The following is a 23128-nucleotide window of genomic DNA, read 5'->3' as shown; positions in this document are numbered from 1 at the left end:
GATAGTGCCCGGCGCGTTCCATTCAGGGTTATCCGTGGCGTTTATCTTCCGTTAGCGTATCGAAGTCCGAAGCGTCGTGACGTTCGTGTAGCTGTTCGGAAAGCGGCCCCGATGTGCGATTGACGATACGTCCGCGTTTCACGGCGGGTCGGGCATCTACCGCCTTCGCCCAGCGCACCACATTCTTATAGCTGGCGGCATCCAGGAATTCGGCGGCATCGTAAGAGCGGTTCAGTACCAGTCCGCCGAACCAGGGCCAGATAGCCATATCGGCAATGCTGTACTCATCGCCCGCCACCCATTCGTGATTCGCCAGTTGCCTGTCCAGCACGTCGAGCAGGCGTTTGGTTTCCATGGCGTAGCGGTTAATGGCGTATTCGATTTTGACCGGCGCATAGGCATAGAAGTGGCCAAAACCGCCGCCTACAAAGGGGGCCGATCCCTGGAGCCAGAACAGCCAGTTCATGGTTTCGGCGCGCGCAGGTTGGCTGGTTGGCAGGAAGTGGCTAAATTTTTCCGCCAGATAGAACAGGATAGAGCCGGACTCAAACAGGCGGGTCGGCGGGGTGGTGGAACAGTCCAGCATGGCCGGGATCTTGGAGTTCGGGTTGACGCTGACAAACCCGCTAGAGAACTGATCGCCTTCGCCGATTCGAATCAGGTGCGCGTCATATTCCGCCTCTTTTACCCCCTTCTCCAGTAACTCTTCCAGCATAATCGTGACCTTCTGGCCGTTGGGAGTCCCCAGTGAATAGAGCTGTAACGGGTGTTTGCCTTGCGGTAGCGTCGTCTCATGGGTGGCGCCGGATACAGGGCGGTTAATGGAGGACCAGGTGCCCCCATCTTCAGGCTGTTCCCAGGTCCATACTCTGGGAGGTTGATATTCGTGTTGCGACATCGTATTCCGCCTTTTGTTAAGTGATAGAGACCTGTAAAGACAGAATAGTGTAGCAGAAGCCGGGGTCTTTCCCGCCAGTGCGGTATACCGTTGTATTGGCGGACGATGCGTTTATAAAACATCTCTTTACCCGATGCGTAATGATGTCGTTTGATATTTTTTAGATCGTGAGGCGCGAAGCTAAAAAAATATGTTGCTTGAGTTGTTTAATCTCATTGTTTTGGTAAAGATATTGGGTTGGGCTGGAAATATAGCGTGAGTTATTCAATCTATACAAAATTTAAAACCGGGTTCAACTGCTGTGGCACGTTGCTGGAACAAAGAGCAGAGATATGTGAGTATTTTATATATAATAATTAATAGGTTGGCTGGAACAGATGTTCAGTGTGTTCATGAGCGTAAATAATCTGATTCTATTATCCATGCCGAATATCTTCGGGGGTTCGGCGGGCCGCTAAGTATGAATAATTACAGCGTAGTTATTCTTTATCGTCCGGCCGTTATTGTAGAAAAATATTTCTGGTTTGTTTGAACAGTGCCAAGAATAAAATTATATCCGATAGACTCTCCCGCAGTGAAAAAACGATTAGTGTCCATAAATCAAACATAGTACGTAAACCTGGGCTAAAGCGTATTCCCATAACACTGGGTAATGGCCTTAAGAATTCGGGGAAAAACACCTAAGCATTCTGTCTGCTCTCCTCTGCCCTGAGCGACATTCCCTGGTGGGAAGGGAAGCCTGAAAGGATTCAATCATTCTATAATCCTGTAATCTTTTGATTTTATGATTACAGGATTACAAGAGTATTTAATCTTCGCCTCTTTCCTTAAGCCACTGTTTTATCAGCGTTGTTGTCACTTCTGTCATATCCATATCGGCCTTAAGACAGGCCATCTTAAAGGACTTGTGCAACTCTTCCGGAATGTTCATCTGCAGTTTTTTGGTCAAACCGGTAGCGTTGCGTAACGAATTGACTGCCTGAACCGTGTTGCGGTTCTGGCCGAGTTTCATTTTCATACCAGCAGCTCCAGTATCTCGTTGGTCAGCACTTCAATCTCCCCTTTTGCGGCACCGTCATCGGTATCGAATACGGTACTGCCGTCCAGCATCACTCGTACATAGCTCTGGCGCTGGGCCATGCCGGTGCGTAGCGCCGGTACGCCGGTATCGGCGATGGAGGCTTTAAGTACCGACAGCATGCGCGCTTTCTGCACTTTACGGGTAATAAAGAAACGAGCGACGACAGGTTGCAGATCCTGCCGCGCTTCCAGCACAGCGAGAATCGCGCTACAGGCGGCGAAATCCAGCGGGGAAGGGGTAACAGGAATCAGCACCAGGTCGGAAACCATCACCGCCGCAGCCGAAATGGCTGAAATCGCGGCGGCGCCGTCGATGATGACATAATCATAGGATTTTAACGCCTTACGGACCTGGTAGACCTCTTTTTCACTGGCCGCTTCGGTCAGATCAAACTGGCACTTACTCTCTTCATACCAGTTGCTGATGCTCTGCTGGGGATCGGTGTCGACAACAGCGACCGAGTAGCCTTTGCGAGCAATGGCGGTTGCCACATTCACCGCCGCAGTGGTTTTTCCCACGCCGCCTTTCCCGTTCAGAAAAGCGATAATCTTAGCCATGGCTTATCCTTATCTAATGTAATTATCTTATGATTATTAGATTCTCATCATTACATAATTACGGCCATAGATAACAGTCTGATTTTTGTATCTTTGCATGACATCATTTAATGATTAAATAATGCTATAATCTTTTAATTAAAGAGTGTGGCGGGGAAGTATTGAAGAAAAGTCAGAGAACATGCGGTCTGAGGGCTGATTTTTGGATTTTATGATTTAATGATTACAGGATGTTGTGATGACAGGATTCACCGGGCTGGAGCATTGAAATGTGTAATCACAGGATTCAAGAATCCTGTGATTACATAATTTTAAGATGATTTGATGTCGGAAGCTCAGTGCTGCTGAGGCCAGACTTTCTCAAGCATCTGATGCAGTAGAAAGCCGCACGCCAGGGTGCAGGCAATGGCGACGCACACGGAAGAGAAACGATAAAGCGCACCGTAAAAGACATCCGAACCCGGCGTCTTTAGCCCGAAAAAGATAGCCAGCGCCGTCATGGCGCAAAAGCCCTGCACCGGACCGCTGCGTTCCCGCACGTGCTCTGCCGCGAACCAGGCCACGCCCAGGCCGTAGAACAGGCTCATCAGCGTCAGATTTTCTCCCCAGGTAAACAGCAGCGCCTGAATCAGAATGGCGCTGGCAGAACCGATTAGCGTCCCGAAAATGCGGTGGATGCTGATGGCGTAAATGCCCTGCCAGCGCATGGGAAACAGGATCAGCAGCGTTGCCGCCTGTGCCGCCAGCGAATCTTTCTCGTCAAATAGCTGGAAAGCCAGAAACGACAGGGTCGCCAGTAGGGTTCCAATGGTAATCTGGTGGCGTAGCGTATTGCTGTCTTTGGTTATTTGCGGCGGTGTCGGGCGAGGCTCGCGGTCCGGAAACAGCCAGTAAGCAACGAAAGCGCTGGCCAGCGCCAGTGCGGTAGCTGCCAGGTGTGACTGACACAAATCGGTCAGCGGCGTGTCGTGATAGCTGCCCAGATGCACCATGGCGTGAATCGCCAGCAGCGACTGGGCGCCCGCCAGAAAGGCTATACCGCTGGCCATCAGCCAGAAGCAGAACAAATTCACCAGTAGCATCAATAACACCATCAGCGCCGGTTGATTGATAAAGATGTCGGCGATAACCACCGTCACCAGCACGTTAAAGCAGCCGCTAAACAGAAACTGGCGTACCACGTGTGGCGTAAGCACCGGCACCAGCCCCATCAGGATCATCGGATAAATGGCGAAGTAAGATCCGTAATCCCAGGCAAAAAATTTGGGGATAACAAAACCGGCCAGCGCGCCCAGTACCAGGCGTTTTACCTGTTGCAGGCCATTCTCATCAAGATGGTGAAGAGCTTGTTCAGTAGACATAGTGTAATAACGCGACGGTGTGAATCTGTAGCCAGGCCAGCGGTCTGAGCAGCGGGTGGTGAAGAGGCAGAATCTGAACGGTCGCACGGGCGCCGCTGGGCAGGTTTACCGGCAACGTTTCTTCCAGTTCGAGGTAGACCCGCTGACGCTGAGCATCACGCACCCAGCGATCGCTCGCCTCGGTGGCCGCCAGCTTACCGTCCGCCAGAATCTGCCCGTCGGCGATCCCCGCTTCGGCGGACACCAGTTGAGCGTTGAACACCTCGCCCGGCAGGGCATCAAAGACCACCCGGGCATTGCTGCCAGCCCCGGCGTGGCGCAGCGATTTCTCGCGGAAGTCGGCGTAAATCTGTGCCCGGGGGCTGACCAGACTCAGCAGCGGCGAACTGGTGCTGGCATAGTCGCCGGGCTCCAGGTTCAGGTTACTGACATAGCCGGACTCCAGCGCCCGCACCCGGGTTCTATCCAGGTTGAGCTGGGCCTGATGAATGGCGCTGCGGGCCTGACGCACGTGCAGGTTGGCCTCGCCCGAAAGGCCACGCTGGATCTCCAGACTGTGAATGCGCGCTCTGGCCTGAGCGATTTGCGCGGCGTATTCCCGCTCGCTGCCGACGGCTTTATCCACCTCCTGACGAGAAACGGCGACGCCTCCCAGACTGCGGTAGCGGTGGGCGTCATTGCTGGCGACTCGCCAGGCCGCTTCGGCCTGCGCCAGGCTGGCCCGGGCTTCGGCCAGTGAGGCATCCAGCTCCCGGTTCTGATCCTGGGTTTGCTGCAGGCTAAGTTCGGCATCGTGAAGCGCGGTGCGGTAATCGCTGTCATCCAGAACGAACAGCACATCGCCGGCGTGAACATACTGATGGTTTTTAACGCTCACCTCCACCACCCGACCGCTCACCTCCGGAGCGACCGGAATCACCCGGTGCAACAGGCGAGAATGGGGCGTCAGAGGCATCAGAATATCGGCCACCACAAAGTAGCCGAAGGTCAGTACGGCCAGTAGTAAAGAGCAACGCGTCCAGCGGCGGAAGCGTTGTTCGGGGGTAACGGACATGGAAAGGCAAACCTCCGGATCGGACGATAAGTGGGGAAAGAACCGGATAAGTTTATATTTGAGCCGATGCTAATAAAATGGCCTAAAATGGACATCACTATTCCATAAATGAACCAGTGCAATGCAGGATCTCAACGAATTGTATTACTACGCCAAAGTGGTGGAGCGGGGCGGATTCGCCGAAGCGGCCCGGGCCACTGGCATTCCCCGCTCCACGCTCAGTCGCCGCATCGCGGCACTGGAAGAGCGGCTGGGCGTCAGACTTATCCAACGCTCGACCCGTCGTTTTAACGTTACCGATATCGGCTGGGAGTATTACCAGCACTGTCAGGCGCTACTGGTGGATGCCCAGGCGGCTCAGGCGGTGATCGACAGGGCCAGTGATACGCCGCGCGGCACCATTCGCCTGAGCTGCCACGTGGTCCTGCTGCATGCTCACGTTGGCGATATCCTGGCCGACTATATGCGGCGCTATCCGGATGTGATGGTAGAGGTGGAAGCGACCAATCGCCGGGTGGATGTCATTGGTGAAGGGCTGGATCTGGCGCTGCGGGTGCTGCCGCCGCCGTTGGAAGACAGCGAACTGGTGATCAAGGTACTGGGGGAAAGCCATCAGCTACTGGTGGCCCATCCGGATCTGCTGGCGCGCTATGGCGAGCCGCAAAGTCTGGAATCTCTGGTGCAGTTGCCGCTGCTGGGCGCCGGTCAGGGAGAAGAGCGGCTCTATCGCCAGTGGCGCCTGATGAATGCCGAAGGGGAAGAGCGGTTGCTGACCTACCGCCCGCGGCTCGCCAGCGACGATCTGGTGCTTCTGCGTCAGGCCGCGCTTGCGGGCAACGGCGTCACCATTCTGCCGCATATGATGATTCGTGACGACCTGCTGACCGGGCAGTTAGTGAATATTCTGCCCCAGTGGCGTCCGGCGCAGCGCATTATTCATGCCCTTTATCCCTCCCGTCGCGGTCAGATGCCCGCGGTGCGCCACTTTCTGGCCTTCCTGGCCGGGGCTTTGGGGGATATTTAACGGGTTTAGTCCCGGGTTTCTGCGTCCCAGTTACGCATGACCAGGGAGATGGCGCCCTCCATCGCATCGAGAGCGACGTCGTCTCTGGCCAGTATCGACAGCCCCAGCAGAAAACTGTCGAAAACCGTGGTCAGTGCCGCGATGTTGGTACCGGCACGCAATTCGCCGCTGGCAATGCCGCGTTTAATACAGGCGGTAATACCTGCCCGGGTACGCGCCCGGGAGCGGGTCAGGGGTTCGGTAATCGCGGCGTTTTTTTCTGATGGGGCGCTCATGGTGCCTAACCCAACCATACAGCCTTTAGGATGCCCTTCGCCGCACTGCATTCTGGCCGACTGGAGAAGCGCGGTTTCTATCGCTGTACGAGGGGGAAGATCGGTATCCCACAGACATTCCGTCACGTGGGCCCAGGTGGCCAGATAGCGCTGCGCGCACTCCAGAAACAGGGCTTCTTTGGAGCCGAATGCGGCGTAAAAACTGGGCGCGGTGATCCCTCCTGCAATGGCCGCTTTCAACTGGCTCAGGGAGGTGGATTCATAGCCGTTCTGCCAGAACAGATACATTGCCTGCTCTACTGCTTCTTCGCGGTCGAATGTCCGCGGTCGACCCGTTTTCGCCATCGTTTTGTCTCCTGGAGTACGCCGGATTATAGACTAATAGATACATAAGTCGTGGACAAGCTCGTCGCCAGCAGATTTACCAATTTTATACCGATCGATATTTATGTCGTTGACATCGCCGGAAGGTTCACACTATAAATATATACCGATTGGTATTTAATTAAAAATAACACCTGCAATGAGGGCGAATCTGTGACCACCACCACCTGTGAAAATCCGGTTCATCGCTTACCCATGGGAGCGCTGCTGGCGCTGGCGATGACGGGATTTATCTGTATCGTGACCGAAACCCTGCCAGCGGGACTGCTACCGCAACTGGCGGAAGGGCTGAATATATCCCGGCCCCTGGCTGGACAGCTGGTTACGGCTTACGCCATCGGCTCGCTGATAGCCGCCATCCCGCTCACCATCGCCACCCGTAGCTGGCGTCGCCGTTCTGTGTTGCTGCTGACTATCGTGGGATTTCTTATCTTCAACACTGTTACCGCGCTGTCGTTTAACGTCTGGCTGACGCTGCTGGCGCGCTTTTTCGCCGGGGTTTCCGCCGGGCTGGCCTGGAGCCTGCTGGCCGGGTATGCACGACGGATGGTGCCGGATTTCATGCAAGGAAGAGCGATGGCGGTAGCCATGGTCGGCACGCCGGTGGCGCTGTCGCTTGGCGTACCGGCGGGAACCTGGCTGGGTAACCTGGTGGGATGGCGTATGGCCTTTGGCGTGATGTCGATACTGACGCTGGGGTTGATCGGCTGGGTGCTGGCAAAGGTGCCTGACTATCCTGGCGAATCCGGCGCTAAGGCCCTGGGGCTGCGCCCGGTGCTCAGTACGCCTGGCGTTCGTTCGATACTGAGCGTGGTGATTGTCTGGATGCTGGCCCACAACATTCTCTACACCTATATCGCTGACTTCGTGTCGCTGTCGGGGTTACTGGCGCACGTGGATGTGATCCTGCTGGTTTTTGGCCTTTCGGCGCTGGTGGGAATTGGGTTTGCGGGGCGATTTGTGGATCGCTGGCTGCGGCTGTGCGTACTGGTCAGTCTGGCGATTTTTGCGCTGGTCGCCCTGTTGTTTGCCCTGTTCCCCGTTCAGACCATGGTTATCTATGCCGGTGTTGCGCTCTGGGGGATCACCTTTGGCGGTGCGGCCACGCTGTTGCAGACCGCGCTGGCGGATAGCGCCGGCGACGGCGCCGATGTCGCCCTGTCGATGAATGTGGTGGCCTGGAATAGCGCAATTGCCGGTGGCGGCATTGTTGGGGGGCTGTTGCTGAACCGCTGGGGGGCTGACTCCTTTCCCTGGGCGCTGCTGATTTTGCTGGCGGCAGGATTCTGTATCGCGCTGGCGGCCCGGCGCCACGGTTTTCGTCCGGGTGCCCGTACCGGCACTCTGTAATTTCCCCATCTAATTAAGGAAATCATCATGTTACGTAATTTTACTGGCGCTCTGTGCGGCGCCCTGGCGCTGCTGTCTTCCGTATCGGCCTGCGCAGAGGAAGAGTTTCCGATCCCGACGGGATTTACCAGCCATTATCAGACCGTTGACGGCGTTAAGCTGCACTATGTCAAAGGCGGTAGCGGGCCGCTGGTCTTTCTGGTTCACGGCTTTGGCCAAACCTGGTATGAGTGGCACCAGCTCATGCCGCTGCTGGCGCAGCACTACACGGTGGTAGCGCCGGATCTCCCGGGGCTGGGGCAGTCAGCGCCAGCGCCTTCATTACGGGGACGGGACGTCGCACCGCTACTGTTTAAGCTTGCCACCCGATTTAGCGGTGAACAGAAGTTCGATCTGGTGGCCCACGATATTGGCATCTGGAATACCTGGCCGATGCTGGTGCAGCACCAGGCGCAGATCCGCAAGGCGGTCTATATGGAAGCGCCGATACCTGATGACAGCATTTACGAATTTCCGGCCTTCACGCCTGAAGGGGAATCGCTGGTCTGGCACTTCAGTTTCTTTGCGGCGGATGGGCAACTGGCGGAAAAGCTGATTACCGGTAAAGAGCGCCTGTTCTTCGAACACTTTATTAAAACGCATGCCGTTAATAAGGCGGTATTCACCCCAAAACTGCTGGATATGTATGCGAAGTCTTACGCCAAACCGCACAGCCTGGCGGCGGCCTTTGGCTACTATCGCGAGCTGAATCAGAACGTACAGGATAACCGGAAGCTTTCCGGCACGCCGCTCACGCTTCCCGTTTTGGCGATTGGCGGCGGCGGGCACGGTGGAATGGGGCAGTTTCAGGTCGATCAACTGCGTCGCTACGCAAGTAATGTCACAGGCAAAGTGCTGCCCGGCTGCGGACACTGGCTACCGGAAGAGTGCCCGGGGCCGCTCAATAGCGCAGTTATCGACTTCCTGAATGCTCCCTGAATCGAATCATAAGGCGCATCAGACCGGGTCGCCGGGCTGTTGCGCCTTGCGGTAATTCTGTTCCATTTCATCCAGCGCGGCCTCGTTATCCAGCCCCCACTGATACATCTGTTCGATGGGTTCGGCAAAGGTTTTACCCAGCGGTGTGAGCTGATATTCGACCTTTGGCGGCACTACCGGGTAGACGTGGCGGGTAATCAGCCCGCGCTGTTCCAGCTCCCTTAACGTCTGGAGCAGCATCTTCTTGGAAATACCCTGCAAACTGCGCTGAAGCTCGCCGGGTCGGCAGCGTTGGCCCGGCCAGTGCCACAGCGCATGCAGCACCATGGTGCTCCACTTGACCGAAAAAAGCGCCATCAGCCTGCGCGGCGCGGAATCTGCAAAGAAGCAGAGTTTACCGTCAACAATCACCGGCATCTTATATCCTTCTGTTTAATGGTTACCAAATGGTGACTACTACCAATAAAGATACCATGTGTCTATAGTGTGCGCCCTGTTAATAACCGGCCAGAGGTAACGATGAAAATTCGCGGAATAATGGCGCAGGCGGCCGACCAGGCGCTGCGCGTGGGTGAAGTCACGCTGCGTGACGTGCAGCCGGACGATGTGCTGATCGACATTCTCTACTGCGGGGTGTGTCACTCCGATCTGCATATGGCGCGCAATGAGTGGGGCGTCAGCCAGTATCCGCTGGTGCCGGGCCATGAAATTGTCGGGCGGGTAGTGAGCACCGGTCAGGCGGTTAGCGAATGCCAGCCGGGCGATCTGGTGGGCGTTGGCGTCATGGTGGATGCCTGCGGTCACTGCCATTTCTGCCAGCAGCACGAAGAGCAGTATTGCGAAGCGGGCTTTACGCCTACCTATAACGGTCAGGATCGCTATACCGGGGAGATGACCCGGGGCGGCTACGCCCAGAATATCGTGGTGGATCGGCGCTTTGTGGTCTCGGTTCCGGAAAATCTGGATCCCCGGGGCGTGGCGCCGCTACTGTGCGCGGGCGTAACCGTCTGGTCGCCGCTGCGCCACTTTAATGTGAAGTCTGGCGACCGGGTTGGAGTGATCGGTCTGGGCGGGCTCGGCCATATGGCGGTGAAGCTTGCCAGCGCGCTGGGGGCTGAAGTGACCCTGTTCACCACCTCGCCGGAAAAAGGGGCCGATGCCCGTCGCCTGGGCGCGAGCCGGGTGGTGGTATCGCGCGACGCCGATCAGATGGCCGCCTGTGCGGCAAGTCTGGACGTGATTCTCGACTGCGTGGCCGCGCCGCACGAACTCGACCCTTACCTGGCGGCACTGAAAACCAATGGGCAACTGGTGCTGGTGGGGATCCCCGACAGCCCCCATCCGTCACCGGACGTCACGCCCATGGTATTCCGCCGCCTCAGCATCAGCGGCACCTCCATCGGCAGCATTAAAGAGACCCAGGAGATGCTCGACTTCTGCGGTCGACATAACATTACCGCTGAGATAGAGATGATTCGCGGCGCAGAGGTAGAAACGGCCTTTGCCCGAATGCTAAAAAGCGACGTGAAGTACCGGTTTGTGATTGATATCAAAGGCACGAGCTGGGTGGCGGATTAATTATCCGCCTGATTGTCAGGGGAATTTGCCGCCCGAGCGCTATCGGGCGGCGTGAGTTGATGAAAAAATAACGGCATGAATTATAAGAATCCCTGGTGATAATATGCTTTATTATTCTATAATATCATTTAATTAATTAATGTTATTTGTGAGAAAAATCCTATAAATATTTTATTTTAATTATTTATTTCAATTGCTTGATAATTTTTGTACAAGCTACCATCCCTTATATCCCTTCTTTTCTCTCATAAATGACTAATATTCTGTACTGGTTCAAAATATAAGTTTTGCTAATTTATTCACCCCACCGAAGAGGAAACATCAATGACAACAAAAGCTGCATGGTCAGGACAGGTTCCGGCAAACAATCCGCAGGGCGCTGCTACGGGTATTCAGCTCAACGCGGGCGATGAAGTTTCCATCAAGGCATACGGATGGATCAAATACGGCAAGGAAGAGTACGCGCTGGCCGCGCCGCAGGGGCGGGTTCGCGCCGGGCTCGAGACCAAAGATGAGATCGTGCTGAAAGCGCGTATTGGTACTTCAACTAAGAGCTATGACGTTGGTAATGGCGTTTATAAATGGGCCGCGCCGGAAGCGGGCGAACTGCACCTGTACGTTGCCGATAAGCCGGATGGCTATGGTGATAACAGCGGCAGCTTTACGGCAGAAGTCTATAAGTAATCACGGCCTTCGCCACTGGCGGAAAGAGTAAAAAACTATCCCGGCAACGAAAGAAAGAAGCCTGAGTTCGATAGAATACCGAACTCAGGCCCTGAAAGCTGCTTAATATAAATCGTCCAGCGGGATGTTTTTTTGCAAAGAATAAATGATGAGGATGAGATTTTAATAACTCATCGACAATATGAAAGGAGTTATCAATGGCAGTTAAACCTGTTTGGTCTGGAGAGATAGATGCGACTGCTCCTGAAGGCATCAGCACGGGTATCCAGCTTCAGGTAGGCGATGAAGTTTCTATTCTGGCGTCTGGTTGGATTAAATATGGTAGGGAAGATTTCGCGCTAGCGACTCCTCAGGGGAGAATAAGAGAAGGATACAAGGCCACGGCCAATAAAGTGCTGGGGGCTAAATTCAGTGGTTCAGACAAAAAATATGAAATTGGCAATGGTGTTTATAAATGGTCGGTCCCTGAAACGGGTGAGCTGATTTTATATGTGATTGATGCTGAAGGAAAATATGTCGATAACAGCGGCAGCTTTAAGGCGGAAGTCTATAAATAATCACAGTCCTGGCCATTGACGAAAAGAGTATCAGCCATCCTCATCGGATGGCTTTTTTATTTCACTCAGGAAGCAATCTTCATTAATACCAGTCCTGAAACAATCAGCACGGCCGCGATTATTCGCATTAATGATGCTGGTTCGCCCAGAATAAACAGGCCAACCATAAATGCGCCAACCGCGCCAATACCGGTCCAGATGGTATAGGCAGTACCCAGCGGCAGGGTACGCATGGCAAACGAAAGCAGGCCAAAGCTGGCAATCATGGCCACAATGGTAATCACTGCATAACTGGGGCGGGTAAATCCGTGGGACAGTTTCATGGTATATGACCAGACAATCTCCAGGATACCGGCGGCGACAAGGAAAATCCACGCCATAACAGACTTCTCCATTAGCGCCAGGTCGTCCTGACAAAGATGAAAGTCACCCGGGTCGTCCCGGATGCGGCGTGAGCCGTGCTCATGATATCAAACTGGCGTAGCGGCTGCCAGACTTCACCTTTCGATTCTCCCGCTATTCGGGATAGTTATTCCCATCAGGCATGGATTGTTCTCGTTAAATGACAAACCTAAACTTTCAGGCTCATTTACGGGTCGGGAGTCATAATGAAAATACGTTATTTAGGGTGGGCCGGAATCGAAATTGATTTTAACGGTCAGACGCTCCTTATTGATTATATTCAGGATACCTCTGCCATTCTTTCCGATGCGCAATTCCCGCAACCTTTACGTCCAGGGGGCGCAATAGCGGCGTTAGTCACGCATCTGCATGCCGATCATGCAGACCCTGATGCCCTGGTTCATGCCCTGGCGCCAGGGGCGCCGGTATTCAGACCGGCACCCACTCCGGGCGAGGGGGATGATTTAGCATGGACGGCTCAAACGGAGCGTGAATTTGCCCTATCGGGTTTAAAAACGGTGATAACCCAACCCTGGCAGTGGCACCAGGCGGGGCCGTTTCGCATGATGTCAGGTCCGGCCGTGGATGGCCTGGGCGATCCGCAATGCTGCTGGATTGTCGAAGCCGGAGAGTGTTGCATCCTTCATGCCGGGGATACGCTTAATCATGGGTACTGGTGGGCGCTGGCCCGGCAGGTGTCGCATATCGACATTGCCTTCCTGCCCGTGAATGGAGCCGTGGTGGCACTTCCTCACCTCCAGCCACCCAGCCCTTTTAATGCCACAATGCTTCCTGAAGAGGCCGCCGTGGCGGCGCATATTCTGGGAGCTACGCAGATTGTGCCCATTCATCACGGCGAGCTTCATCGCCCGGGAATTTATGAAGAGACGCCGGATGCGGTTGCGCGGCTGTGTGAAAAGGCCAGGGATTTAGGTATTGTGCCCAGGGTGGTGAAACGTGGCGACTGGGTGACGCCTGTTCAGGCGGGGGCCTGAACATTATTCCGGCGGCTCTGGCAGGAGGTGGGATGGACAGGCTTAAGGCGATGGCGATGTTTGTTACAGTGGCGGAGCAGGGGAGTTTTTCCGGCGCGGCGCGGGCGCTTAAGGCTTCTCTGACAACGATCAGCCGGAGCGTGGCTGAACTGGAAACGTTGCTCGGTGCCCAGTTACTCATCCGCACTACTCGTAAACTGACGTTGACCGATACGGGGCGCGACTATTTGTCCGCCGCAAGAAAAATTCTGGCTCAGGTCAGCGAGGCCGAACAGGCGGCGGCTGGCGAATTTGCCACGCCCAGAGGAGAATTACTGATTACTGCTCCTGTTATGTTAGGGCGCAAGCATCTTCTGCCGGTCGTGACGGCATTTCTGGCTACCTGGCCGGAAATCAATATTCGCCTGATTTTCTCAGACAGCAACCTGGATCTGATTGACCAGCAGGTGGATATGGCGCTGCGAATTGGCAACCTGCCAGACAGTTCGCTGGTGGCGACCCGGGTCGGAATGATGCGTAATCTGGCCTGCGCCAGTCCCGAATTGCTGGACAGGCTGGGGGAGCCGCGACACCCCGCCGATCTCAACGCGTGGCCAGCGATAATACTCAATACCGGCGCTTTGCCACTGACCCACTGGCGTTTTCACGAGCCGGATTCCGGTGCCATGATTGATTGTCGTGTGCTCCCCCGTCTCTCGGTAACGGCCGCTGAGGCAGCAGTACAGGCAGCGGAACAGGGCGCAGGAGCGGCAAGGCTATTGTACTATCAGGTGGATGATGCTCTGGCGCGCGGCTCGCTGCGAGAGATTCTGTCGCATTATGAAGCGCCGCCACAACCCGTGCAGTTGGTTCACGCATCCCGGGGGAAGATGGCGCTGAAACTGCGCTGTTTTCTCGACTTTGCCGTACCGCGACTCCGTGAGCGACTGTCGGATCAGGACAAAAATAGCGGGCGGTGATTCGCTTGTGGGAAAAATAAGCTGACGAATGCGGGGGAAGTGGATTCCCCCGCATCACTTTTAACGGTCGACAAACCGCGCAAAGGCATCGGTATAGCGCTCGCCCTGGGTTTGATACTGTTGCGACAGTCCGGCGTACTCTTGTGCCGACACACTGAGTGCCGCCGCGCCCAGGTTGTCCTCCAGGTGGCTGCGCCGCTTACTGCCGGGAATCGGCACAATATCCGGCCCCTGGTGCAGCAGCCAGCCTAACGCCACCTGTGCCGGTGTTGCGCCGTGTTTGTCTGCCAGCGCTTTTACTGCATCGACCAGGGTCAGATTAAAGGCGTAGTTGTCACCCTGCAGGCGCGGATCGCCCCACGAGCGGAAGTCATCTTTCGGGTAGTCCTGGGCGGGTTTTGCGTGGCCGGTCAGGAATCCCCGCCCCAGAGGGCTGAAAGGGACCAGACCAATACCCAGTTCGCGCAGCACCGGCAGGATCTCTGCTTCAATATTGCGTTCCCACAGCGAATATTCGCTCTGTAGAGCACTGACGGGCTGTACCCGATGGGCCCGACGCAGGGTCTCCACACTCGCTTCCGACAGGCCAAAGTAGCGCACCTTGCCTTCGGCAATCAGATCGCCGACGGCGCCAGCCACCTCTTCGATGGGCACATCCGGATCGACCCGGTGCTGATACAGCAGATCGATATAGTCGGTTTGCAGACGCTTAAGGGATGCCTCGACCACCTCACGGATATGCCGCGGTCGGCTGTCCAGACCGCTGGCCCGCGTCTTGCTGATATCGAAACCAAATTTGGTGGCGATAACGGTTTGCTGGCGCTGGCCGCTGTGGGTGAGCCAGCGTCCGAGCAGTTCTTCATTCAGGTAAGGGCCGTAGAATTCCGCGGTATCGAAAAAATTGAGTCCCAGCGCCAGGGCGCGATCCAGGGTCGCGAGTGACTCCCGTTCGTCGGCCACGCCGTAAGCGTGGCTCATTCCCATGCAGCCCAGGCCCATTTCAGAAACGGTCAGCCCCTGGCGACCTAACGCACGTTGATTCAGCATCTTTATCTCTCCGGTATGGTGTGAGGCTCCTATTCTGCGGGCGTTGACATTGATGTTTAATACCACGCATTCTTCATGAATTGATTAGCTACTGATATATAATTCATGAAAGACAGCGACTATAAGCAGCTGCGGGCGTTTCAGGCTATTGCGGAGCAGGGCAGCTTTGTGGCCGCCGCCAGAGCCCTGGGCATTACCCCTTCGGCGCTCAGTCAGGTGATTCGACGGCTGGAAGATAAGATGGGCACCCGGTTGTTTCATCGCACCACACGCAGCGTGTCGCTGAGCGAAGCCGGGCAGCGCCTGCACGCGCGACTGCGACCGGCGCTGGATGAACTGGATGCCGCCTTCCATGAAGCGCGTAGCCAGGCGGGAAAACTGTCCGGCCGGGTGCGGCTGCATGTTTCCAGCATTGCCGCGGACGATGTGCTGGCGCCGGTACTGGGGGGCTTTCACGCACGCTATCCCGATATCGTGCTGGATATCGTAGCGGAATCCTCTTTCGTCGATCTGATTGCGGAAGGTTTTGACCTGGGCATTACCCTGGGCGAATTTGTCCAGAAAGATATGGTAGCCTGCCCGCTCGGGCCGGAACTGCGGATGGTGGCGGCGGCCTCTCCGACCTATCTGGCACGCTTCGGAACCCCTGAAACACCGGGGGATCTGCAACATCATAAATGCATTAACTGGCGCCACCCGGGGCAGAACAGTCTGTATCGCTGGGAGTTTTTCCAGAACGGGCACTGGATCTCGCTGGCGGTGGAAGGGCCGCTTATCACCACCCGGCGCGAGGTGGCCGCAGTAGCGGCAGTTCAGGGAGTGGGCATTACTTTCTGGAGTGAAGATAAGCTCGCCCCCTGGCTGGAAAGCGGCGAACTTATCCCGTTGCTACGGCCGTACTGCCCGCCGTTTCTTGGCTGGCACCTTTACTATCCGCGCCAGCGCCACACCGCGCCCGCGGTGCGGGCGCTTATCGACTATCTGAGGGACGTGTGCCGTCAGGGGGCGTGAGTTATGCGTCTTCATCCTCTGAACGGCTGGCCTTTAAATCAATAATTCGACCAATCTGGTCGTGATAGACCGTCAGCAGGTTGTACTGACTCATCTCAGAGATAATCTGGGGCGCTACGTTAAAACTTTCCGCCAGTTCGTCATGGCGTAATGAAGCCAGAGCGCCGTGCCGTCTGGCGTCATAACGCCGCAGATTGTACTGATACCACAGAATCAGCAGCCAGCCGTTGATAACGGCAATCAGCAGATAAACCAGCACCGTATTAAACGAGGCGATAATTACCTCCCAGCGCTGGTTATGCTGTGCGGTAATCTGGGTCAGTAAATTGTGATACAGGAAAAACAGAAATCCGGCCCAGGCGATGGTGGTTAATACACCGTCGAAAACGCGCGGCAGCATGCGGTGCTCGGTCAGTATTAAGGCATTCTCGTTCATTATATTCTTCCTTTTCCGCGATCCGGGCTTATCCAGCGGGCCCGGGAGCGTTTACGTTTAAGCATCACTTTGGGGAAGGAGACCAGCGTGGTAAACAGGCTGATCATCCAGTACACCATCGGGAACCAGATCACCCAGAACAGCGATCCGGCCACCCTCTTTTCATAGCGTCGTTCAATAAACAGGCTGACCAGAAACTGCAACAGGCACATCACGCCCAGCAGCAGCCCGGTAAATTCCGGCGGAAACAGGCTGTCTACGGTCAGGTTGGGCGGCATCGAGATCAGATGGCTGGCGATAAACAGCAGGATAGTGACCGCACAGGCAAACGCCCAGGTGGTGGAAAGGGCATACTCCACGAACAGCGGCCACATGCGGTGATGCTCCCAGCGGAACAGACGACGCAGGTTGACCAGAAACACCTCCGCGCCGCCCTGGGCCCAGCGCAGGCGCTGTTTCCACAGTCCTTTTAGCGTCTCCGGCATCAGGATCCAGCACAGCGCCCGGGGCTCAAAGAAGATGGTCCAGTGCCGTAGCTGGAGCTTCCAACTGATGTCGATATCCTCGGTTACCATATCCGGGCTCCAGTAGCCGACATCCGCCAGCGCCTGGCGGCGGAAGGCGGCAATCACGCCGGAAACGGTAAATACCCTGCCGTAGATCCGCTGGGTACGCTTAATCAACCCGATAATCGAGGAAAACTCCCCGACCTGGATACGGCCGATCAGGGTGGAACGGGTGCGAATGCGCGGGTTGCCGGTTACGGCGCCGACGTGGGGATACTCGATAAGCGGGGCCGCCAGGTAAGCGGCTGTATCTCGCTCCAGCAGGGCGTCGCCGTCGATACAGACCAGCAGATCGCCCCGCGCCGCCGCCGCTCCCGCTTTAAGCGCCACCGCTTTGCCCTGGTTTTCCGCCAGTTGAATCACCCGAAGTTTTGGGCACTCCTGCGCCAGTTGGCGCAGAACCTGAGCGGTGTTATCGGAAGAGCCATCGTTGATGGCGATAACCTCAATATTTTCATAGCGCTGGCCCAGCGCAGCCTCAATGGTTTCCCGGGCGTTTTTCTCTTCGTTAAAGCAGGGGATCAGAATGGAAATCAGCGGATTGCCTTCCAGTTTCGGCGGTGGCCGGTTTTTGCCCCAGGGCCAGTGGCGCTCCAGTTGAAACCAGAAATAGAGCCCGCCGGTTATCCACAGCACCGACATAAACAGCGGCCAGAAGAAAACGAAATCCAGAATCAGTTCCCCGGTGAATATCGCGGCCACGCCTAATGGCAACCCGAATACCAGGCACAGAATGGAGAATGCAATAATGCGATCAGTCATGGTCAGGATACCAGTAGGAAGAGAATTCAGGCCTGATGCGTGAAATATCAGGTTGGTTATTAATGAAGTCGTCCGGGTAGTAGCCGTAATGTTTAACGCCGTTAAGCTGCAGCAGGCGCATCCACCGGGCCAGTTGCTGGTCGGCAATCGCGTTTTGCGGCTTCCGGCTCCAGTCCCTGGCCTGTAGCTCAAACAGGGTTTTATTCAGCGCGCCGGGGCGGGCCGCCACGGCCTGGATCAGCCGCGTCAGCCAGGCGTCGCTCTCGCTTTGCGGCACCTTTTCCATCAACGGCATCGCCATGGGCACCGTCCAGTCATAGGTCGCCAGAAAATCATCCAGATTCTGGGCGAACCAGGTTTCGCTTTTAGGCTCCAGGATTGGCAGAGCGAAAATATTGCGCGCGGTTTTCACCTGGGGACCGCGAATTTCTCGCACGCCCTGTCTCAGAGTGCGGGTCAATTCCACCAGAGCCTGGCTCTTAAAACGGGTCCAGCGCTGAAGCTCCGCCGGGTTATGGCGAATCGTGGCGATATCGCCCTGAAAACCGGCGGCGCGCCAGGCGGCCATGGCGTCCGGCCCGGCGTCCTCGAAGTCTGAAAGCACCGCATCGTCATGAAACAGAATGCCGTCAAAGGTGGCGTGGCGGGCCAGATCCTCATAGATATCCAGGATCTGCCTGCGAGCCTGCGCATTCCAGGGAGAAAGACGCTGATACGGCTGGGTGGCGCGCCGGGCATAACCAGACTGCGGGTCCCACTCCTGAACCCGCGGCAGTGACGGATTTAAGTCGAAAGAGAGCACCGGCAGCCAGGCGTATACCCTTACCCCGGCCCGGGTCTGTAACTGCCAGGAAACAAAATTAAACAGATCGGCGCGTACCGGCAGCCAGCGATTGGGAAAGTAAAGCGATTGAATATTGCCGTCGCCCAGCGGATCGGAAAACGCCTGCAAAAAGACATGGCTGATTTTCATGTCGTAGACGCGCTGCACCAGGGCATCGATATTTTTTGTCTGCTGGACGGGGTCCCGGTCATAGACATAGTCCAGATCCACATGCATGACTCGCACCGGATCGGTTTCCTGAATCCGGGCCACCATACTGGCGAAGGCTTTAATCGACGGATTCCCGGCTATCAGCAGACGCGGAATATTATCCAGATCCCGCACGTTAGCCAGACCGTTATTCAGGGTAAAAGCCAGCTGGTAGCCACGCTTTTTGGCGACGTCAAGCGTTGTGCCGTTTGCCGCGCCATAGGGCCATACCCAGGCCCGTGGAGAGCGTCCAGTGACCTGATGAATCTTGTCGGTGACCCGGCGTACGTCATTATCAATACGGCGAATAAATTGCAGATCGTTTTCGTACTGGCCAGAAACTTTATCGTAAAAACGGTTGGCGACTGCGGGTTCATGGCTGCCCTGGGGATTCGCCACAATACCGTAGTGCGACGCCCAGGTATGGGCGCCAATCTCCACCAGCGGCGACTGGCTTAACTCACGCACCAGCTTCCAGTTGGCGAATTTGGCCCGGGGCGTCATGAGCCCGCCGAAGTTAACCTGGCGGTCGGCGGGGGTATCCACCCAGCTTCCTACCGGCGCCCAGAGCGCGGGTACGTTATACGCCTTAAGCAACGGCCAGACCCGGGTATAAAAGCTGCTATAGCCGTCGTCGAAACTCAGTAAAAAAGCCTTTGGAGGCAGCGTTTTCATTCCGCTATGAGCATCCAGAATCTCCTGGACGCTGACTGCCCGGTAGCCGTTGCTCAGCAGCCAGCTAATTTGATCGTTCAGCGCGCTGGTGCGTACAGACAGGTAACGCTGGTCGGCCGCATCGTCTTCCACATCATGGTAAGCCAGCACCAGAAAGTGATTTTTCGGCCAGGGTTTACTGGCTTGCAGTTGGGGCCTTTCCTGCGGCGCCACGAAGGTGACTTCCCCGGCCCGGGCGCAAAAAACGATAGCCAACCAGCCAATAACCATCAGGCCGATGCGCAGACTCTTATTCAGCATGTTTATCCTTAAAACCGTAAATTCGCATCAAAGGCAACGGAGAGATTACTTTCGCGCTTGCCGTCATAGGGGCGTTTATCCCAGTTCAACATCACTCCGGCATCGACCACGTTATTCCACTGAATTCGCTGGCCGTATCCCAGTAGCGCGATGGCGCCGGTATCCTCGCTTTTCTGCCATCCGGCGCCGCCGCCGGCCATAAACTGCTGACTCCAGACGGTGTCGTAGCGCCGGTACATCACGTGATCGGCGGCAAGGGCCGCCGTGGCGGAAAGATCCCGCTTTGGGTTGTAGTAAGCCGCATCATCATGGCTGTTGGCGCTGGCGGATAATCCCGGAATCAGATCCAGAGTCAGGGTGGGGGCCTGCCAGATGCGCTCTTTGCCCTCCAGGCTATATTCCTGACGGCGGTTATGGTCGGAAAAGTCGCTGGCGGCGAAGCCGAACCGGTACTCACGGCGTTCGTTTTGATACCAGCGTACCCAGGTTTCGGCGCGATTAGCGCTAACGCCATTGCGCAGCGCCCGTAACGGCGTACTGGCTGATATACGCTCAAGCCCGCCCCCCAGTCGCCAGCTATCGCTAACGTCATACCAGGCAGAAACGCGCGCGCCCGGCTTGTTGGCACCGTGAAAATTGTTATTGGACAGCGCCAGTTCGGCCCAGGCGTTACGGGGGCGCCACTCCACGCCGCCGGAAACGTTGCGGCTGAAGCCCTTGCCTTCATCGAACCGGCCTGCGGCGAAGCGGGTACCGCCAAACAGACGCCAGTTGTCGGCCATCGGCGGACCATAGATCGCCGCCTCCCAGTTCTGGTCGTGGCTACCGCTGACCGGATTGTCTGAATGGATCCCCTGCGTACCGTTGATCCGCAGTTCTGACATATGGTGCACCTCGCGTGCCCTGGCCAGCTGTCGTGAGGCGAGGTCGAGCGGCGTACGAGCGATAACGTCATCGGTCAGTAGATCCATCTGTCGCCACTCCTGGAGATCCATGGCGACGTATGCCTGCTGGCGCTCCAGCTCGATGTTCGACGGCTCCAGCGATTCAGCCGCTTTGAGTTCGCGTTCGGCGGCCCGCGGTAGGCCCCGGGCCTGGAGCAGCGACGCATAGTCGATACGTAGCCCCTGGTTTCCGGGGGCCGTTGTCGCCATATGACGGGACAGCCTCTCAGCTTCCGGCAGCGCATGAGTCATCAGCAGATACTGAAACCAGAGCGACTGCCCGACAAGCCACGGATCGTTCGGCTGGGGCGTAGGCGAACCGAAGTCATAGCGGGTGTACGGGACGTTGTGGGTCATTCGCCCGATGTAGTGGCGAGCGGATGAATACTGACCGCTGTCCATCAGGGCGTAGAGCATTTCGTTCTGATCCTCTTCTTCCGTTTCTGGGGGAAGCTCCGGATGCTGGCGAATGATAGCCAGTGCGCGATCTACTTTTTTCTCTGCCAGATATGCAGACACCACCCAGCGTAGCGCCCAGGGGGGAATCGCCGTCTTTTGCGCGCTGAGCGACTGATATTCGCTGATAACGTCGTGGTAGTAGCCGTGGGCGTGCAGTGCACCAAGGCGGTCGATACGCGCCCGGGCGATATCGGCGTCGGCCCCGGGCTCATGACGCCAGCGGGCGAACAGCGCGTCATAGCGGTCCAGCGCCTTCTGAGCGAGGGTAAAGCGCGCCTGTTCGCTGCGGGATGGCGTATCGGCAAGGCGCACCAGTCCTGCGACCGCATCTAATTCCAGGGCGCGGCGCTGTTCAGGAGAAAGCGCCGCCTTATCTGAGAGCCTGAGAGCGGGATCGCTCACTCGGTTTAGCGTCAGGGCGTTAATCAGGCGATTAAGTACCGCCTGATCCCCTGGTGCGGCAGAGTATGCGCGGGTATCGTTCAGTAACTGATCCCAGCTTTTCCCCTGACGCTGATAAACATAAGAGAGCGTTTGCAGGTGCGGCGCGCTCGGTTGGGCCGCGACCAGACGGCGGGCTTCGCGCAGTGCCTGGTCATCCCTGCGGGCATCGGCCAGGGTTTTTATCCATCCGATGCGATAGTCGTCGTTTTCTGGTGCCAGGCGACGGGCGCGATCCCACAGCGCCAGCGAAGGCGCCCAACGTTTGAGATTGCGATAAGAGCGCGCCGCCGCCGCATCAGCCCGGGCAGGTAGGGCCATTTTTCTCTGCCATAATGACCAAAGACGAACCACGTCATCATCATGTCCGGCCCAGGAGGCGACCTGAATCCAGTCTGCTACCTGTTCGTTACTGAGCGGGTGCTGCTGCTGATAATGCTGAAGATAGTCCAGAAGCGCTGCGTAATTGCCATTCCGGGCCTGTAATACTCGTTCCTCATATACCGATTCAGTCCCCTGAACCATAAGCGGGAATAGTAATATGAATGTTAATGAGAATGATAGTTTAGTCCTGCTGTAAAGGAATAACTTATTGATACCAGGTAATAGATCCATAAATAACGTCCATATATCCCATCTGCACCAGGGCGCAGTTTTATTCACCGTTTGTGAATAAAATCAAACAGTGTCTGTATGCGAGTTGTGGTGTTGTAAACCCACCATTTAAAGACTGGATAAGTGCTTTGCTGCCGATCTCTTTCTGTATGTCGCTCCGTCTTTCATAAAGTATGACAAGTTAATGAATGAAACCGATTTTCAGATAAGGGGGAGAGATAACCAGGGTGAAATGTACACCTGATATCTTTTCGAATAAATATCCCAGATAGCCGCGTGGATACTTTTAAGAAAACTCTGTAGTGGATGTATTGATAGAATAAAATGATTATTTTACTTTTTGTTTAACTTGCTGATTTTAAATGGTGTTTATTTATTTTTATCAGTCCAGGAACTATCCGGTCAGGCCAGTTTTTTATAGTTATTCGTGGTTTTCTTATAACTATTTGGGACGATTCGTGACAAAAATTCTGAATGGATTGAGAAGATGCTTTTTTGTACTTCCGTTTTATTTATAATTGATGCTTCAGTTAATGGGGTTAGTGATTAGATACAGCTTATTAATACCGATGGGGAGTGGAGTTGTTATTGAGGGTAACTAACTTAAAGGTTAGTTATATCGTCACTGAGAGAAAACCAGACTCGGGGAGTAGAGGAGAAAGTCGAGCCTCTGCTTTTAGAAAGGATTTTATTAAATTATTG

23 protein-coding genes are annotated in these 23128 nt (G+C 55.7%); 10 read left to right on the top strand and 13 right to left on the bottom strand.

Translation table 11 applies throughout. The features are described from left to right. Positions 1-28 precede the first annotated feature (28 nt). Positions 29-898: a glutathione-dependent disulfide-bond oxidoreductase gene (gene yghU, locus SCU88_RS21445; protein ID WP_175340738.1), complete on the bottom strand. Its 870-nt coding sequence runs from the start codon at positions 896-898 to the stop codon at positions 29-31. Positions 899-1426: 528 nt separating this feature from the next. On the opposite strand from yghU, the gene SCU88_RS21440 reads away from it, so the two are divergent. Next, a complete protein-coding gene (locus SCU88_RS21440; protein ID WP_175340737.1) occupies positions 1427-1582 on the top strand; it encodes a LuxR C-terminal-related transcriptional regulator in 156 nt (51 codons plus the stop codon). A 124-nt stretch (positions 1583-1706) separates the two neighbouring features. Here SCU88_RS21440 and SCU88_RS21435 read toward each other — a convergent pair whose 3' ends face one another. From SCU88_RS21435 to SCU88_RS21420, 4 genes are all read right to left on the bottom strand, one after another. After that, positions 1707-1916 (bottom strand): plasmid partition protein ParG, encoded by a 210-nt coding sequence (locus SCU88_RS21435; RefSeq protein WP_138093790.1) that lies wholly within the window; start codon positions 1914-1916, stop codon positions 1707-1709. Beyond that, positions 1913-2536, bottom strand: a complete 624-nt coding sequence (gene parA / locus SCU88_RS21430) for a ParA family partition ATPase (protein ID WP_175340736.1) — start codon at positions 2534-2536, stop codon at positions 1913-1915. The genes SCU88_RS21435 and parA overlap by 4 nt, the downstream gene beginning before the upstream one ends. Positions 2537-2871: 335 nt before the next feature. Then, positions 2872-3897 carry a DUF2955 domain-containing protein gene (locus SCU88_RS21425; protein WP_138093786.1) on the bottom strand — a complete coding sequence of 342 codons (1026 nt, stop codon included), beginning with the start codon at positions 3895-3897 and terminating at the stop codon, positions 2872-2874. Further along, entirely contained in the window at positions 3887-4951 is a 1065-nt protein-coding gene (locus SCU88_RS21420) for a biotin/lipoyl-binding protein (protein ID WP_175340735.1), read from the bottom strand. Before SCU88_RS21420 ends, SCU88_RS21425 begins: the two co-directional genes overlap by 11 nt. 121 nt (positions 4952-5072) lie before the next feature. Between SCU88_RS21420 and SCU88_RS21415 the strand changes: the two genes are divergently transcribed. Then, positions 5073-5975, top strand: a complete 903-nt coding sequence (locus SCU88_RS21415) for a LysR substrate-binding domain-containing protein (protein WP_138093782.1) — start codon at positions 5073-5075, stop codon at positions 5973-5975. Positions 5976-5980: 5 nt separating this feature from the next. Here the strand turns inward: SCU88_RS21415 and SCU88_RS21410 are convergent, their stop codons facing one another. Continuing rightward, positions 5981-6595: a TetR/AcrR family transcriptional regulator gene (locus SCU88_RS21410; RefSeq protein WP_138093780.1), complete on the bottom strand. Its 615-nt coding sequence runs from the start codon at positions 6593-6595 to the stop codon at positions 5981-5983. Between the two features lie 234 nt (positions 6596-6829). Here SCU88_RS21410 and SCU88_RS21405 point away from each other — a divergent pair, with 234 nt between their 5' ends. Both SCU88_RS21405 and SCU88_RS21400 read left to right on the top strand, forming a co-directional pair. After that, entirely contained in the window at positions 6830-7984 is a 1155-nt protein-coding gene (locus SCU88_RS21405; protein ID WP_138099081.1) for an MFS transporter, read from the top strand. Positions 7985-8011: 27 nt separating this feature from the next. Next, positions 8012-8962, top strand: coding sequence for an alpha/beta fold hydrolase (locus SCU88_RS21400; protein ID WP_138093778.1), 951 nt, complete (start codon positions 8012-8014; stop codon positions 8960-8962). An 18-nt stretch (positions 8963-8980) separates the two neighbouring features. On the opposite strand, the gene SCU88_RS21395 is transcribed toward SCU88_RS21400, so the two are convergent. Further along, entirely contained in the window at positions 8981-9379 is a 399-nt protein-coding gene (locus SCU88_RS21395; protein ID WP_175340734.1) for a winged helix-turn-helix transcriptional regulator, read from the bottom strand. A 102-nt stretch (positions 9380-9481) separates the two neighbouring features. Between SCU88_RS21395 and SCU88_RS21390 the strand changes: the two genes are divergently transcribed. The 3 genes from SCU88_RS21390 (at position 9482) to SCU88_RS21380 (ending at position 11781) form a co-directional block, all read left to right on the top strand. Continuing rightward, positions 9482-10540, top strand: coding sequence for an alcohol dehydrogenase catalytic domain-containing protein (locus SCU88_RS21390; protein ID WP_175340733.1), 1059 nt, complete (start codon positions 9482-9484; stop codon positions 10538-10540). A 324-nt stretch (positions 10541-10864) separates the two neighbouring features. Continuing rightward, on the top strand, positions 10865-11224 hold the full coding sequence (locus SCU88_RS21385) for a LecA/PA-IL family lectin (RefSeq protein ID WP_175340732.1): 360 nt from the start codon (positions 10865-10867) through the stop codon (positions 11222-11224). A 197-nt stretch (positions 11225-11421) separates the two neighbouring features. Continuing rightward, positions 11422-11781, top strand: coding sequence for a LecA/PA-IL family lectin (locus SCU88_RS21380; protein ID WP_175340731.1), 360 nt, complete (start codon positions 11422-11424; stop codon positions 11779-11781). Between the two features lie 65 nt (positions 11782-11846). On the opposite strand, the gene SCU88_RS21375 is transcribed toward SCU88_RS21380, so the two are convergent. After that, positions 11847-12161 (bottom strand): SMR family transporter, encoded by a 315-nt coding sequence (locus SCU88_RS21375; protein ID WP_175340730.1) that lies wholly within the window; start codon positions 12159-12161, stop codon positions 11847-11849. A 228-nt stretch (positions 12162-12389) separates the two neighbouring features. On the opposite strand from SCU88_RS21375, the gene SCU88_RS21370 reads away from it, so the two are divergent. After that, on the top strand, positions 12390-13178 hold the full coding sequence (locus SCU88_RS21370) for an MBL fold metallo-hydrolase (RefSeq protein ID WP_175340729.1): 789 nt from the start codon (positions 12390-12392) through the stop codon (positions 13176-13178). Positions 13179-13210: 32 nt separating this feature from the next. Beyond that, entirely contained in the window at positions 13211-14137 is a 927-nt protein-coding gene (locus tag SCU88_RS21365; protein ID WP_175340728.1) for a LysR substrate-binding domain-containing protein, read from the top strand. A gap of 60 nt (positions 14138-14197) precedes the next feature. Here SCU88_RS21365 and SCU88_RS21360 read toward each other — a convergent pair whose 3' ends face one another. Further along, positions 14198-15181, bottom strand: coding sequence for an aldo/keto reductase (locus SCU88_RS21360; RefSeq protein ID WP_431810185.1), 984 nt, complete (start codon positions 15179-15181; stop codon positions 14198-14200). A gap of 108 nt (positions 15182-15289) precedes the next feature. Between SCU88_RS21360 and SCU88_RS21355 the strand changes: the two genes are divergently transcribed. After that, the gene (locus SCU88_RS21355; RefSeq protein ID WP_175340726.1) at positions 15290-16195 is read left to right on the top strand and encodes a LysR substrate-binding domain-containing protein; all 906 of its coding nucleotides are present in this window, start codon (positions 15290-15292) and stop codon (positions 16193-16195) included. Position 16196: 1 nt separating this feature from the next. On the opposite strand, the gene pgaD is transcribed toward SCU88_RS21355, so the two are convergent. The 4 genes from pgaD to pgaA are packed head-to-tail and all read right to left on the bottom strand — an operon-like array spanning position 16197 to position 22426. After that, positions 16197-16631 (bottom strand): poly-beta-1,6-N-acetyl-D-glucosamine biosynthesis protein PgaD, encoded by a 435-nt coding sequence (gene pgaD / locus SCU88_RS21350; protein ID WP_138093757.1) that lies wholly within the window; start codon positions 16629-16631, stop codon positions 16197-16199. Next, positions 16631-17959, bottom strand: coding sequence for a poly-beta-1,6-N-acetyl-D-glucosamine synthase (gene pgaC, locus SCU88_RS21345; protein ID WP_138093755.1), 1329 nt, complete (start codon positions 17957-17959; stop codon positions 16631-16633). Before pgaC ends, pgaD begins: the two co-directional genes overlap by 1 nt. Further along, positions 17952-19967 carry a poly-beta-1,6-N-acetyl-D-glucosamine N-deacetylase PgaB gene (gene pgaB / locus SCU88_RS21340; RefSeq protein ID WP_138093753.1) on the bottom strand — a complete coding sequence of 672 codons (2016 nt, stop codon included), beginning with the start codon at positions 19965-19967 and terminating at the stop codon, positions 17952-17954. Before pgaB ends, pgaC begins: the two co-directional genes overlap by 8 nt. Positions 19968-19975: 8 nt before the next feature. After that, positions 19976-22426 (bottom strand): poly-beta-1,6 N-acetyl-D-glucosamine export porin PgaA, encoded by a 2451-nt coding sequence (gene pgaA, locus SCU88_RS21335; protein WP_175340725.1) that lies wholly within the window; start codon positions 22424-22426, stop codon positions 19976-19978. Positions 22427-23128 lie beyond the last annotated feature (702 nt).

Source organism: Jejuibacter sp. L23 (assembly GCF_050815825.1).
In the GTDB taxonomy this organism is placed as follows: Bacteria; Pseudomonadota; Gammaproteobacteria; order Enterobacterales; family Enterobacteriaceae; genus Jejubacter; species Jejubacter calystegiae.
Note: the sequence above shows the minus strand (reverse complement) of the source record. Positions and strands in the feature narration are given on the sequence as shown.